Origin of the sequence: Qipengyuania vulgaris (assembly GCF_009827325.1) — a bacterium.
In the GTDB taxonomy this organism is placed as follows: domain Bacteria; phylum Pseudomonadota; class Alphaproteobacteria; order Sphingomonadales; family Sphingomonadaceae; genus Qipengyuania; species Qipengyuania vulgaris.
In genome coordinates this window covers 66,464-79,623 of the sequence record NZ_WTYC01000012.1, presented here as the reverse complement: position 1 = coordinate 79,623, position 13,160 = coordinate 66,464, and the positions used below count along the sequence as shown (strand labels likewise).

At 61.9% G+C, this 13,160-nt stretch carries 11 protein-coding genes; 1 reads left to right on the top strand and 10 read right to left on the bottom strand.

Annotated elements, in window-relative coordinates; all coding sequences use genetic code 11:
* Position 1: 1 nt before the first annotated feature.
* The 3 genes from mobF to GRI69_RS14685 all read right to left on the bottom strand — a co-directional run bounded on the left by mobF (position 2) and on the right by GRI69_RS14685 (position 5,904).
* A complete protein-coding gene (mobF, locus tag GRI69_RS14695; RefSeq protein WP_160728987.1) occupies positions 2 to 3,028 on the bottom strand; it encodes a MobF family relaxase in 3,027 nt (1,008 codons plus the stop codon).
* A 196-nt stretch (positions 3,029 to 3,224) separates the two neighbouring features.
* Positions 3,225 to 5,621: a type IV secretion system DNA-binding domain-containing protein gene (locus tag GRI69_RS14690; RefSeq protein ID WP_160728986.1), complete on the bottom strand. Its 2,397-nt coding sequence runs from the start codon at positions 5,619 to 5,621 to the stop codon at positions 3,225 to 3,227.
* Positions 5,614 to 5,904 carry a hypothetical protein gene (locus GRI69_RS14685; protein ID WP_149036579.1) on the bottom strand — a complete coding sequence of 97 codons (291 nt, stop codon included), beginning with the start codon at positions 5,902 to 5,904 and terminating at the stop codon, positions 5,614 to 5,616. Before GRI69_RS14685 ends, GRI69_RS14690 begins: the two co-directional genes overlap by 8 nt.
* A 693-nt stretch (positions 5,905 to 6,597) precedes the next feature.
* Here GRI69_RS14685 and GRI69_RS14680 point away from each other — a divergent pair.
* Complete coding sequence (locus GRI69_RS14680; protein WP_149036580.1) at positions 6,598 to 6,843, top strand: hypothetical protein; 246 nt, start codon at positions 6,598 to 6,600, stop codon at positions 6,841 to 6,843.
* A gap of 40 nt (positions 6,844 to 6,883) precedes the next feature.
* Here the strand turns inward: GRI69_RS14680 and GRI69_RS14675 are convergent, their stop codons facing one another.
* The 7 genes from GRI69_RS14675 to GRI69_RS14645 all read right to left on the bottom strand — a co-directional run bounded on the left by GRI69_RS14675 (position 6,884) and on the right by GRI69_RS14645 (position 12,923).
* Positions 6,884 to 7,135 (bottom strand): hypothetical protein, encoded by a 252-nt coding sequence (locus GRI69_RS14675; protein ID WP_202392059.1) that lies wholly within the window; start codon positions 7,133 to 7,135, stop codon positions 6,884 to 6,886.
* 709 nt (positions 7,136 to 7,844) lie between these two features.
* Positions 7,845 to 8,411: a hypothetical protein gene (locus GRI69_RS14670; RefSeq protein ID WP_063612689.1), complete on the bottom strand. Its 567-nt coding sequence runs from the start codon at positions 8,409 to 8,411 to the stop codon at positions 7,845 to 7,847.
* A gap of 404 nt (positions 8,412 to 8,815) precedes the next feature.
* The gene (locus GRI69_RS14665) at positions 8,816 to 9,430 is read right to left on the bottom strand and encodes a cation diffusion facilitator family transporter (RefSeq protein ID WP_063612691.1); all 615 of its coding nucleotides are present in this window, start codon (positions 9,428 to 9,430) and stop codon (positions 8,816 to 8,818) included.
* A 450-nt stretch (positions 9,431 to 9,880) separates the two neighbouring features.
* A complete protein-coding gene (locus GRI69_RS14660; protein ID WP_063612692.1) occupies positions 9,881 to 10,885 on the bottom strand; it encodes a DUF2493 domain-containing protein in 1,005 nt (334 codons plus the stop codon).
* 1,172 nt (positions 10,886 to 12,057) lie between these two features.
* The gene (locus GRI69_RS14655) at positions 12,058 to 12,246 is read right to left on the bottom strand and encodes a hypothetical protein (RefSeq protein WP_063612693.1); all 189 of its coding nucleotides are present in this window, start codon (positions 12,244 to 12,246) and stop codon (positions 12,058 to 12,060) included.
* Positions 12,247 to 12,260: 14 nt separating this feature from the next.
* A complete protein-coding gene (locus GRI69_RS14650; RefSeq protein ID WP_149036581.1) occupies positions 12,261 to 12,527 on the bottom strand; it encodes a hypothetical protein in 267 nt (88 codons plus the stop codon).
* Positions 12,528 to 12,587: 60 nt separating this feature from the next.
* On the bottom strand, positions 12,588 to 12,923 hold the full coding sequence (locus GRI69_RS14645; RefSeq protein WP_063612695.1) for a single-stranded DNA-binding protein: 336 nt from the start codon (positions 12,921 to 12,923) through the stop codon (positions 12,588 to 12,590).
* Positions 12,924 to 13,160 lie beyond the last annotated feature (237 nt).

The window sequence follows — 13,160 nt, the reverse complement described above, 5'->3', positions numbered from 1 at the left end:
CCTATCGGGCACGTTCGATGTTGCGTTCGGGAAGGTCGATCTGCGGCACCGCGCGCAGGCTCTCTTTGTCGACCGAGGGCAGGCGATCCGCGCTTGCTTCTCCGACCTTCAGGTGTTCGGGGATCTTCGGATTGAAGTCGGGGGCTGCGCGATCAATGCGGGCATCCGCGATCCGCTTCTCGCCAAGCGTCTCGAGCGCGCTGGTCTTGTCACCGGGGTTGCGGCCGATCTGGGCGAGCAGCTGGTCCCTGTCGTTGGTGACGATCGTGATGTCGTCGCGCACGCGGGTCATCATCACCAGCGCGAGCCGCTGGTTCGAGAGATGGCGCGCCGACGAATGCATCTCGCCGATCGCCATATCACGGGTGTCGCCCTGCGCCTGGTGCATGTTGATCGCGTAGGCGAGGCCCATGCGCTCGAGCATCTTGTCGTTCTGCTTGAGTTCGACCGTTTCCCCGTGACGGTTCTCGACCGTGACGACGCCGTCCTTGACGCCGAGGATCTTCGCCTCCTCTGACTTCATCAGCTTGCGGGCGTCGTCCTTCTCGGTCCAGCGGACCTTGTCGCCCTCGTGGATGGTTTCCTTGGTCTTCTCGGACAGACGCAGTGCGTCGCGTTTGTCGACCGGGTCGATGCGCGACGGGTCGAAGCGCTTCAGCTTGCCGTTTTCGTCGCGCAGAAACACCCTGCCCTTCGCGTCCAGGCCCTCGACATCGTATCTGCCGCGAGAAAGCCCTCCAGGGGCATTCTGGCGCATCACCTCGAGCAGCTGACCCTTGGCGTAGGTTGCTGCGTAGCGAAGCTCCTCGCGGGTCGCATGGGCCGGCCTGAGCGTATCGAGCGTCAACCCCTCGCCCTTGATCGATCCTTCGGCGCGCAGCCCGTCCTGCACCATCCGGTTGAGCGATGCGCGTGCGTCGCGACCGGAGGAATAGATCGCGGTCCGCTCGCGGTCCTCCGGGGGTAGATCGAGCCAGGTCTTCGCCGCAACCTCCAGATGGTCCTTGCCCGCCTCGACCACCTTGTCGCCGAGCAAGGCGAAGCTCTCCCGGAACCTGCCCGCGCGGGCGAGGCCCGAGGCTTCCTTCATGTGCTCGGTGCGCTGACGTAGGCTCGTGTCGAGCCGGGCCAGCGCGGGATAATCCGCCTGGATCAGCGAGAAGCTCTTGCCCGCCTCGATCGGTTGCAGCTGCGCCTTGTCGCCGATCATCACCAGCTTCTCGACACCCAGGCGATTGGCGATGGTGAGGAGGTCGTTCATCGGCTTGTTCGCGACCAGCGAGGCTTCGTCGAGCACGAGGACCTTGCCCTCGAGCGCAGCGCGCGATGCTTCGAAGGTTGGTCCGCTGCCATGAAGCGCACCGCGCAGGTGCTGGTTCACGAACGAGGAGACGGTCCTAGCTTCGATGCCCTCCTTCACCGCCTCGCCGTTCGCCGTGCGTATCTCGGTCTCGTTGCGCAGGTCATTGACCATCTTGTTCGCGAAGGCGAGGCCGATCACGTCCCTGCCCTCCTCGCGCGCAACGCTAGCGATCGCGGAGATGAGCGTCGTCTTGCCGGCTCCGGCCACGCCCTGAATGACGACGGTGCGGTCGTCGCTCGACAAGGCCAGCGTGCCGGCAGCGATCTGCTCGGCGTTGAGATCGTACTCGCCCGACACCGCGCGCAACCGCTCGGGGGCCCCGCTAGCCTTTATCATGCCTGGACTCGCGTCCTTCCCCGCAGTCACGTTGGCGAGGGTCGCCCGCTCTATCGCCACGTGTTCGGGGGTGGTGTATTTCTCGATCGCCCCATCGAGCCGGGCGCTCTTGCCTGGCAGCATCTGGCCCTTGTCGACCAGCGCTTCCATTCGCGCTTCGACGCCTTCGACTGTCACTCCCCTGGCGCCGAGGTCGAGCGCGGTCTTCACCAGCTCGCCGCGCGTCCACGACGTCTCGCGCTCGCCGATCACGCGAACAGCGGATGCCGTTACGAGTTCGGTGCGCAGCTGCGTCGGGGTCAGACCCATGCGCTGCAGGCCGTTCGTGGTCAGTTCGTCGGCGGGACGCGTGTAGAGCTGCGCGGTCTCCTGGACCGCTGCGATCACTCCGCGGACGCGTTCGGCCGTTCCCAGCGGTCCCTCGCGGCCGTTGTCGATGCGGGCGCGCGTTTGTTCGACCATCGCCTTGGCATCGAACTCTAGTCCTTCGGCGCGCTTCGCCCATTCCTGGCGAAGCGCCTGCTTGTCATCAGGATTGAGTTTCGGATCCCGGGTGTTCTTGGTGACGCCTCGCAGGAATTCGGTCTCGTTCGCGCGTCGGCCGAGCTTTTCGGCTGTCGCGAGTATGTCCAGTCTACGTTGACTGAAGGCTTCGATCACCTCACGCGAGACGCCTTGGATCTCGAACTGTCCGTGTTTTCCGGTAAGCTCGGTCCGATAGCCAAGCTTCTCGAGGTTCGTTCGGAGCGCGGCATTGTAGATCGAGCCCAGGACGGAATTGTTCTTCCAGACCTCGCCGTTCCAGAGTGCCTTCCAGTTGCCCGCCTTGTCCTGGGTCATGGCGGCGATGACGGCATGGGTGTGGTTCTGCGGATCGAGCTTGCGGCTCGTGTCGTGCTGGAAGAGCGCGTACAGCAATTTTCCTGTCTGAACCGCTTCGCCATTCGGATTGCGCGAATAGTCGCGCGCCTCGGCGAAATGCTTCTCGAGATAGGTCATGGTCGCCTTGACCGCCGCCTCCTGCGCGGTGAGGACGCGCTTGTCTCCGCCGAGCTGCGCCATGAGGCTTGCGGACTTCGGCATGGAGAAGGTGAGGTCGATCCCAGCTCTCCGGTTCTCGTTGCCGTTGACGATGGTCCCGTCGGGCAGCTTGCCATCGAGGACCTTCTCGAAATCCTCCTTCGTGACGGGACCGCTCAGGCCCAGCGCCTCGGCACCCTTGCCGCCCCACTCGCTGAGCTCGGCAGGGCCATCGCCGACATAGTAGTCGTCCTTGGCGAAGTAGTTCGCTGCTCCGCCTGCGGAGGAAACCGATGCGACGGACAGCATCAGACGCTCCCGAGCCTGATTACTCTTCGAAGCATTCGGCCGCGGCCGCGGAGGAGCCAGTCGGCGCTTATGCCGAATTGCTCGCCGCCGATCCCGGCTCTCACCTCATTGTCGAGGAACCGCGTCTTCGTAGCTTGATGGGGCAGCGCGGCGATCATGTGGTCGCTCCGGCTTCGGCGCATGGATGGAGAGGGGGTCACCGGCCCATCTCCTGATCCTCTTCGATGGAGACCTCATGGTGCTCTTCCGTCTCACGGCCGAACCCTTGACGGTTCTCCCGTTCGAGGATGCTTTCCTGGCCGTCGTCGCGTCCTCTGACCTGGCGCGTCTGCGCGACGACGTTCCGATTGGACGCGTTTCGCTCTTCGACGTCCCGCTGGGCCAGGCGCTGCCGTTCGCGATCGTCGCGCTTGCCGGTGTGCTTGAACTTCGACAGGTCGTCGTGAACGCGCTGGTCGCTGGTTCCGTCGACCACTTCCTTGGCAGCGGTCCTGTGCTGCAATTCGCCCGCGGTTTGCTCCACCGAACGATCGAGCGAACCCTCCACCTCCTCCCGCAACTTCTCGGCTTCGATCTCCGCCTGGCTGAGGACGACATCCACCCCGTCGCGCGTGTCCTTCGGCACGTTGTCCGGCCCCTCCCCCTCGCGCCCCCCGACACCCATTTCCGTGGCTTCCTCTTCGGTCGGCACGTATTCGGCAGCGCGCATGTCGGTGACGCGGCAGAAGCCTTCGGCGCGTTCGGGATAATCGTTCCAGGTGAGCCGGATGCGTGACGCCGGGAAGCCGTCGGGGAATTTGATGAAGCCGGTCAGGCTTTCCAGATTGCTGATGTCGTCCGGCATCACGAGCTCTTCGACATCCGAGCGCGGCGTGATGGTGGATGCGTCGCGGCTGTTGTTGTACCCGTAGGAATAGGCTTCATCCATCAGCCGAACCTTGCGGTTGCCGATGAATTCGGAGCATCGCCGGGAGGTTTCCGGATCGGCAGTCTTGAGGATCAGCTTCGTGCCGGCAAGCGAAGCGAGATTGGTCGCGCCATGCTCGCCGTAGGTCTCTTCCAGCTTGTCGAAGGAATGCATTCCGAGGACGAACGCACCGCCGAACGCGCGGGCGGTCTGCAGGCCGTGATCGATTGCGGGAAGGCGGTGGAGCGCATGGACCTCGTCGATGAGGAACCATGTGCGCAGATTCCGGCTCCGCCTCATTTGGAACAGGGCATTGACGGCAAGGTCCATCCACAGCGTCAGCAGCGGCCGATTGAGTACGAGATCGGGGTGGGTGGAGGTGATGAAAAGGATCGAGCCTTCCCTAACGTCCTCGCTCATCCATCGCTTGATCGAGAAGCCCTCTTCGCCCGGCTTGGGTTCGGGCAAAAAGCGGAAGGCGTTGGCGTTGGCGATGAAGGTGGTCCGGATCGATTCCGCCATCTTCGCGGCGGATGGGGACATCATCGGTCCGGCAATCGTGCCCTCGAGCTGGGCATGGATCGTCTTGAGGTCCGACATCATCAGGAAGTAGGCGAGACCCCCATTCGAGCGGACGCCCATCTTGAGCATCTTGACGCACATCTCGACCATGAGTGTGCGGGCTGACTTCTGCCAGAAATCGTCCTCGACCGATTGCCCGCTGGGAACGAGCGCTGTGGCCGCGCTCATGAACTCGGCGTAGTTGCTGCAATCGTTGAAAATGGACCAGGGTTTGCAGCGCTTGTCCATCGGGTTGAGGATCACGTCGGTGTCCTCGTTGTAGAAGCTCTCGACGAAGGTTCCTGTGAGGTCGAAGATTACACAGCGATGGCCGCGTTCGCGCGCCTGCTTGACGATCTTCTTGAGCTCTGTGGTCTTACCGGCGCCGGTCGTGCCGACGAACATCGCATGGCTTTGTTCGAGGCGCCACGGATAGGGCAGTCCGGCAAGCCTGTAGGGGTGGTGAAGGCCGCGTCGGATTCGGTCTTTGAGCGGCTCTTTCAGAACAGCGTTGGGATCTTCCGGCGGGGTGCGCGAGAGGCATTCTTTCTGATGCTCGCGCCAGTTGTGGGCGAGGATGGATTGCTTGAGGATCGAACGCTCGACCAGGACGGCGCCGCGTTCGTGGCGCTCGGTCAGGATGTCCGATCCGCGCTTGCGCGAAAAGTCGATGAACCAGATGGTCAGCGGGACGCAGATGAAGGCCGCGCCGAGCATCGAAGATACGGTCACTTGGATAGCCCGCGACCACGCGGCTTCGACGGCGGGATGGTAGGGCACCATCGACATCGTCCCCTGCACCACCTGGCCGGAAGGAAGCGTCAGGTTGATCGCCTTCATCGGATCCAGCGACATCCATCCCCAGACCGAGGAAAGAAGCTTCATCAGGACGAGGTGGATTTCGTGATTCTTGAACGTGAAATAGCCCAGCACGAAGAGCAGGAGGACGGTGGTTCCGATCCATGTGTAGAGCGGGATTCTGATCCCCGCCCAGGTCATCAGGATCTCGTGATGGAACAGCTGCGATCCCCGCGTGAAATTGCCCGCGTTCCGCTTCACTTTTCCGCGCGCAGAAGCGTGCGTCAGAGTGATCGCCTGCTTGTTGTATCTGATATCCTCACGCATGGTGCTCTCGCACGTTGCGCATGGCCGCACGGATCAGCTCGTCACTGTCCTCCGGATACTGCCTTTCGACCAGGAGGGAGAGCGCAAGCTGGGTGTGCTCGAGGATGGTGAGCGCACGCTGGCCATTGAGTGCGATACCCAGCTTGAGCATCGGCAGGCCGATATTGACGGAGGTGCGTATTACCTCGGCACGCGTTATGCCTTGTGCGGCCGCGTAGGCGTCGAGGGCTTCGAGAGCATCGGGGGAGAACCCTACGCCGATGCCTTTGTAGGTACTGGCCATGCAAACTCTTTCCGAGTTGTGCATGGTTTCTCTATCGCAAGCCCTTTATATATCCGCCGAAACGGAAAGGGAAGCGCGTTTGCGGAAGAAAGATATTTCGGCGCTAACGCGCTGATGTACCGGCATATTCCGATCATATCGCTTCTTTCGTCTTTCGCCGAAATATGTTTCGGGAGCGCCATTCTGAACTAAGTGGCTGTTCCAAAGCCTATTTTGTCCCGAAAAGAGCTACGGCGCAGCCGTGTTCGGTGTGCATAAATCAGGGACTTGGCGGTTCTTCTCTTGGTCTGCTGGTCTTGGGGGAGTCGTAGAGGAGCTGGTCATCCAGCTGGAGGTGCCGGCTTTCTAGCCGGAATGAACCTCACGCTTGGTCCGCAGGGCTGATCCTCGATACTGCCAGGGCGGACAAGAGTGGACCGACAGGTCCACGTCGATCGTGACCCGCAGGGCCGAGACAGGCATCGCCCGGCTCGGTGGAGCTTGATGACGAGACGGCCCTAGCGAAGCCAGGGCAGTGAGGAACCTAGCGCAATAGAGCGCGGTCCTGAGCGGCGCAGTCCGCGAAGGATGGGCCGAAACCCTCCTTCCCGAAACGATAAAAGAGCGAGAGCAGATCGCAAAAAAACATCTCGAAATTGCAGTCAGGATCGGCCATCAGATTCCACCTCGATCATTCCGGAAATGGAGTTGAAAATGGTGTCGAAAGTGGAACGCGAACGGGCGGCGTTGGAAGCGGCCGAACAGGACATTGCCGAGCGCAAGAAAAGGCTCGCGCAGATGGAGAAGGAAGAGGCCGGAAAGGAGCTTGCGCGACTGGTCCGCAAGGTCGGGCACGAACGGTCCGTGAGACTGTTGGAGCTGGCCGTCAGCGTGAAGCCGAAGAGCGCGATAGAGGCGCTCGAAAAGATGGAGCCTGCGGGTCAGAAGCAGGCGTCCTGATGGGCGGCGTCCGAGAGGTCTCGGCGGCCGCCCATACCCGTCAGTATTGGTCGTCCATCTTGCCGGTTGCGGTGTAGACTATGTCGTCGATGAGGTGCATCGGGAGCTCGCCGTAATCGCCTTCTTCTATCAGGATGTAACCTTCCTCCGTCTGGACGACATGGACGTCGAAGAAGGAGTGGTAAGAGCGCCGCTCCGCTTGCAGAGTCTTCTCATCGAGTGCGATTGTATCGGTGTTGATCTGGCGCGTCGTGGCGGTGTCAGCTTCGAATGTTTCCGTGGTGTAGCACATGGGTAGCCTCCTGTCGTTGGCGGCTCGTCCGCCATGCCATGAATCAGCGCTCCGGCGGTGCGCGGGTCACCGGAGCGAAGCGGAGGGGAAACGAAAATTGATCGAGTGGTGCGGAAGGTGCGCAGCACCTTCACGGTCGGTCCATTTTCGTTTGACCCGTGCATGGCCGGAGTGCTCATGGCGATGGTGGCGGACGGGCCATCGGCGGGAGGCTTAGATTATCTCTGCACCGCATGTTCGAGGCGCTGCCGGGATGCGCCAGTGCTCCGATTGGCTTGCATGAGAAAAGGGTGCCGCGGCGCGTGGCCGGGCACCCTTCCCCAGGCATCGTTCCAGCGGGGAGGCTAGTCGCTGGTCGATGGGATTTCGCGAGAGGCTGCACTCTGTTCGATCGGGCAACACTGCACGCAATGTGGAACGCCGGTGACGGGATGCGGCTGCATGACATGTCGTTCGCCCGAAACGCAGTTTTCGGTCAAGCCTTCGTCGGGTTCTGATCCCATGATCGCGCCGGTTTCGATGTCGATCCTGTCGAAGTGGTCATCCCCTTCGTGCTCGCATTCGATTCAGGTTTCACGATCGTAGACGCCGCCCAGCTCCCGTCGCTGATTGGTCTCGTCCCAGGCGGCCCACGCGTCCTTGCAAATCGATTCCGAACCGCAGTTTGGGCACCGCATCTTTAGCTTGGGGCGAGGCTTTGCGACCGCGTTCATGAGGCCCACGCCAGAACAGGACGTTGTTCGCCGCAATTCGTGAATGCGAGGTATGCCAGGCTGTCGTAGATCGGCATGATCTTTGCGCCGCGGAACGCGTCGTAGGTGCGATGGTTCTGCAACAGGGTCCGCAGGCTATCGAGCGTGAGTTCGCCGGCATCCGCATTGTCCCGGCCGAGCGCGAACAGCACCTTTCCCGCGAGGTCTGGTCCCATCATCAGATCGCGCGCGAGAGCGATATGCTCGGAGACCTCGATCGTGATCGGAGCGAGACGGCCGAGGTGCCGGACGCGCAGCGTTCGCCCGAGAAATTGCGCCTCCTCGACAATCGCGATGATCTCGGCGCGGTGGTCGAAGCAGGCCGTGAAAGCGGCCATCGAAAGTGAGTTCGCGTTGATCTCGAAGTTGAGCGGCGCAGCTCCGAATTCGTTCGCATCGACGTCCAGTGCGATATCGCTTGCATGAAGCCGCCGTGTCAGCGCGGCGAGTTCGAGCGCCGAAATTTCGGCGGGCGTCGAATGAAGCTGGGTGCGCGTGTCTTCGATGCGGAATGTGACGAGCATCCTTGCCTCCTATGATGGCTCGTCTCCCTCCTTCCCTCTCCCCTTTGATGCGCTGCCCTGGCATTGTCGGATGAGCTTGCCGGTTGCGCAGAGCCGTCGGCATTCGGCTAGGCGACAACCTGCTCCGGCAAGTGACCGCTGTCTCAGGAGGATTGTGATGGCGAAGCGCAGGCGAACGTATGTTCGTCAGCGAGCCGGAGCGATGCGGTCGTGGTCAGCCGTTCGAACGCGAGGGTTTGATACCCGAGGAGGGCGACGATATCCGCAGCGGCCTGTCTTTACGTGGCGGTGGCACTGACATGACTCGCCTCGGCAGGCGACACCTCCATGTCGGAAAATTGGGTGGGGAGCAGAATGGCAGCTTTTGAAAACGACGTTCCGGAAAACCGCCGTTGAGCGAAAGACTATCCTAACTTGCTCTCTAACCGAGCTTTCTTCGCATCGCGAAGAATTTCCAGAGCTTCCTTGACAACATACAACCCTATCGCTGCGCCCACGAAGAGGTCGAAATAGCCGATACTGGTAAGCAGAACCGCAACGCCTGAAGCAATGACAGCAGAGTTGGCTACGATGTCCGCGCGCGTAAAAATCCATGCCGCGCGGATATGGACCTCGTCCCGTCGCTGCTTACTCAATAGGCGAAGAACAATGATGTTCACGAGAAGCGCGACCAGCGCGACAGCGATCATCCAACTGCCTTCGGGAGTTGACCCGACAATCGCACGTCGGACGACATCCGCAAGAACTCCGATGCCGACGAGCATGAGCAAGCTACCGCTCAGTGTTGCGGCTTTGGCTTTGAAGTTTGCGCTTCGCCCAATTGCTGCCAATGCAATCGCGTATGCGCTTGCGTCCGTCAGCATGTCCAAGCCGTCTGCGATCAGGCCAGTCGACTGGGCGATAATGCCCGTCGTGGCTTCGACGACGAACATGATGCCGTTCAAGATCAATGCGATCCACAAGGCACGGCGCTGCTCTTTCGTTTCGGCTTCGGTTGGTCCGCACCCACAATCGCTCATGGATTGCAGATAACCGAGTGTCGCAAAGCCGTAAACACGTGGTCCCCCAACGATCTAACCCGAGAACACGTTGGTATTGCCCATGAGCCTGCCGACAACTCGATCACGGCCGATTACGGCGATTTCATTCGGAAATGGCTGTGACTGCAACGAGGTCGGAAGTTGCCAGCGCAAGCCATGTTGAATGCCACCGCCATTTACCCGCAGTCGACTGGCCTGACCGCGAAGGCTCCAGAAACATCTAAATCCGGGCAAGGCAGCCATGCCGGTTCGGCCAAGGCGGACCGCGCTATGCGCAGGCGACTGAATAGTCGCCAGCGAGCAAGTGATCGCCGGGGTCCTGTGATGCGCCCACACGGGCGACGGGGGCTCGATGCCACCCGAGCCCGTTCTGCTGAGACAGAAAAGGAAGGGAGGCCCCGGCTTCCGCCGGAGCCTCCCGAGAGGCGCTCACCCGAAGGTGGACGCGCCGACCCGCTGCGTTTGCGGCCGCTGATCGGCGATGCGGCGGACGTGAACCGGCACGCCTGCCTGCCGCAGTCGCTGTGCCAGGTTCGACTGGATGCCGGAGCCTTCGCCCACGACTGCTTCGACCGGGCTCAGCTTGACCATGTTCTCGTTGCGGAGGAACGGAGCGCGGTTGCCGTGGCGTCGGTCAGGCATGAAGAGGATCGTCTGCACGCCGTTCTTCTGTGCCCATGCGTTGGCCATCGCGTCGACACCCTTGCGCATTCCGGTCGTTCCGAGGACCATGTTGGGCACGCGCGACTTGATGTCGTCGAGGATGTCCCAGATCATCTCGTAGTCGTGCCATTCCTTCATACCGCCCGACACCACGACCAGCGGCCCTTCGGGCTGGAACTGCGCCCTGCGGTCCTTGGCCCGTGCGGCGAGGAAGTCGCGTGCCTGGATCTGCGAGGCGGTCACGCCGTTCTTGCTGACCTGCGATCCGCGGGTGGCGGTGAACGGACGTCCGGTCTCGACCCGGTATAAGTCCGAAGCGTGATCCCGCATCGCCTCGAGCGCTTCGCGGCATCCCTGAAGGGTCTGCACCAGCATTTGCGTCTCTTCGAGCTCGACCGCGTAGATTTCGGAAGGATCGAAGTGGCGAGCCATCTCTCCCAGCTTCTTCGCGGCATCGTCCTCACGTCCTTCGACCAGGCGGGCTGTCATGTGGAAGGAATTGACCATCCCCCAGGCGAGCTGCTGGGCGAATTCCTCCATGCGGGTGTCCTTCAGGACGTCGAACACGGTGCCGATCGCCAGTTCTACCGCAGCCCGGGCCATGTCCGGATCGGGCATCTCGGCGGCCATCGGCTCTTCGACGACGCTCAGCTTCGCCATGTCGCTCTGCTCGAGGAAGGCGCCATCATACGCGGTGGTAACATCGGAACGGGTGTCTGCCAGTTCCATGCGGGCGTTCGCGAGATCGGCGAAATTGTTGAACTTTTGCATTGTAAGCCTCCATTGGTTTTGTGTCCGTCATCTTGTGATGACGGGGTCCAATGGTGCGCAGCGGACAAGCGAGGTCAGGGACGTTGACCGGGAAGCCGGCACGTCAGTGCCGGACCCCGGTTAACGCCTACGGGCCGTGGGGGAGCCGATTTTTTCCCGTCTGCTGAAAGCAGACAAATGCGGGGAAAAAATTGGGGGAACCGCGGATCCTTGACCGGATCCTTGCCGCAAGTATCCTTCGGACCCCATCACACGAGGATGCAATCAAACACACCCTCCCCCTCCCCTTTGCTTGAGAATATCGGGCTCCCGCAGGAGCTGCGGCAGACAGGCCGGGGCGTCTCGCGCGCGCGGCAACGCCAGGGGTCGTTGCCCTCGCGCGGCCGCTTCGGACGCGAGCGGCGGGACCGAGAGCCCGCGGTGTGGAATCATAAAATGGAGGCCCGACCGTAGGCCGCATCGCCCTCTTTGGAGCGCGGAAGTCTGTTGGACGCCAGTTAGCCTTCGAGGCCATGCGGGCCGCAGGACGAGCCGATGCATTCTGCCCCGCTCTTCTGGCCGCAGCGCGATAGCGCGGTGCGCGGCTGTCCCGCCATGCGATCGTGACCCGGATGGGCCGAGACCCGCAGGGTCTCGGTGGAGCTTGATGACGCGGCGAGCCCCAGCGAAGCCAAGGCCGCAAGGAAGCTAGCGCAATAGAGCGCGGTCCCGGCCGGAGGACGGGAGGCGGCAACTATTATAGTGTCACCTGCGCAAGAGTCTCACTATCCTGACGACAATCATGGAACGTCCAAGGCACTTAAACAGTCTCGGCTATGTAATTGCAGGGAGCGCCACTGAGCGCGCGTCCTCCCAGGCTATGATCGCATGAGGTGAGAAGCCGCGAAGAGTGGGACCAGTACCTTGGAAAAAGCGTATGATCCTTTTGGTTCGGTAATGCTGGAACCGCTGCAGCGCGAACTTGATCTGTGGGCGGCCACTGGGTTTTCGTTGGGGTAAATCTATGGCGAAGAAGCGGATCTCTCGGAGTTCTTCAACAACAACCCTCGGTCAATTCAACAGAATGCGGAAGGACCGACGCTTCAACAACCTGCGTTGTACGGCGCGGGCGGCTCTGGCCCCCGCCCCGGCACAGCTGGTTTGCAACATATACGGCCGCTCGTAGAGCGCCGTCAGGGCTCCCACACATAGGGGACATAATCGTCCGGCTTCACGACGTAGTAGCGGGCGGAATGCGGCCCACTGTGAAGCTGGTTCATGCTCTGAGCTTTCTCTTCGGCGGCCCTTGCACTCAGGCCGGTCGAGACGACGCGGTCGCTGATGTGGTCGCGGCCGAAATTGTCGATCGCGATAACTTGCATGGCGAGATCTCCTTTCAGGCTGCGCGCGGAAGCGTTGCGGCGATCTCGGCACGTTGTGCTTCAAGCGTCGCGAGATGGTGAACATAGATCGGGCCGAATGCGAGCGTTTCGGCAAGATCCTCGTCGGTCTCGAGAATGTCGAACGCGGTGTTGCGATCGAGTGCATCGAGATCGATGGTTTCCAGAAGCTGTTCGCGACGTTCTGCGAAGCGGGTGAAGTTGTTGAGCTTGCGTTGCGCATGTGCGGCGTCGCGCTCGGCAAAGAGACCGAAGTCCTTCATGGCCATTCTCCTGCGATAGATGGTGAAAGGGCGGCGCTTTCGCGCCGCCCCCCTGGTCGGTCAGATGAACTCGACGTTTTCGGCGATGATCTCGCAGCCGTAGCGATCGTTGCCGTCGGCATCCTGCCAGCGCGAGTAGTGCAGGCGGCCGGAGACAGCGAGCTGGTCGCCCTTCGACTTGTGCTCGCGGAGCGGAAGACCCATGCCGTTGAAGACGGTGATCTTGTGAAACTCGGCGTCCGTCTTGGTGTAGCCGGTTTCCGGATCCTTCTGGACGCGGCCGTCGCGGATGACGGGACGTTCGGTGACGAGCAGCAGCTCGGTGACCTTGGTCTTGGCGCTGTCGCGGGCGATGGGGTCCTTCGCCAAGCGGCCCACCAGATTGATGTTGTTCATTTCGTAATCCTCCATTGGTCCCGGCGGACCGTCCGCCGGTGCCCTCAACGAGCCCCGGAAGGAGGGATGGGTCACCGCGCACTCGTGCGCGGGAAACCTCGAAAATCGAGGTGGTGCGGGCAGCTCGCGAAGCGAGCAACACGGCTCGCATTTTCAGGTTGGCCTTAATCCCGATCGGAGGGGCAGGGGCACTAGGCGGCGGACGGACCGCGCAGGGAGCAATGGGACCGATCCGAG

Excerpts from the sequence above, each read along its gene's own strand:
- mobF (WP_160728987.1), bottom strand. The coding sequence starts at position 3,028 with ATGCTGTCCGTCGCATCGGTTTCCTCCGCAGGCGGAGCAGCGAACTAC.
- GRI69_RS14690 (WP_160728986.1), bottom strand. The coding sequence starts at position 5,621 with ATGCGTGAGGATATCAGATACAACAAGCAGGCGATCACTCTGACGCAC.
- GRI69_RS14685 (WP_149036579.1), bottom strand. The coding sequence starts at position 5,904 with ATGGCCAGTACCTACAAAGGCATCGGCGTAGGGTTCTCCCCCGATGCT.
- GRI69_RS14680 (WP_149036580.1), top strand. The coding sequence starts at position 6,598 with ATGGTGTCGAAAGTGGAACGCGAACGGGCGGCGTTGGAAGCGGCCGAA.
- GRI69_RS14675 (WP_202392059.1), bottom strand. The coding sequence starts at position 7,135 with ATGTGCTACACCACGGAAACATTCGAAGCTGACACCGCCACGACGCGC.
- GRI69_RS14670 (WP_063612689.1), bottom strand. The coding sequence starts at position 8,411 with ATGCTCGTCACATTCCGCATCGAAGACACGCGCACCCAGCTTCATTCG.
- GRI69_RS14665 (WP_063612691.1), bottom strand. The coding sequence starts at position 9,430 with ATGAGCGATTGTGGGTGCGGACCAACCGAAGCCGAAACGAAAGAGCAG.
- GRI69_RS14660 (WP_063612692.1), bottom strand. The coding sequence starts at position 10,885 with ATGCAAAAGTTCAACAATTTCGCCGATCTCGCGAACGCCCGCATGGAA.
- GRI69_RS14655 (WP_063612693.1), bottom strand. The coding sequence starts at position 12,246 with ATGCAAGTTATCGCGATCGACAATTTCGGCCGCGACCACATCAGCGAC.
- GRI69_RS14650 (WP_149036581.1), bottom strand. The coding sequence starts at position 12,527 with ATGAAGGACTTCGGTCTCTTTGCCGAGCGCGACGCCGCACATGCGCAA.
- GRI69_RS14645 (WP_063612695.1), bottom strand. The coding sequence starts at position 12,923 with ATGAACAACATCAATCTGGTGGGCCGCTTGGCGAAGGACCCCATCGCC.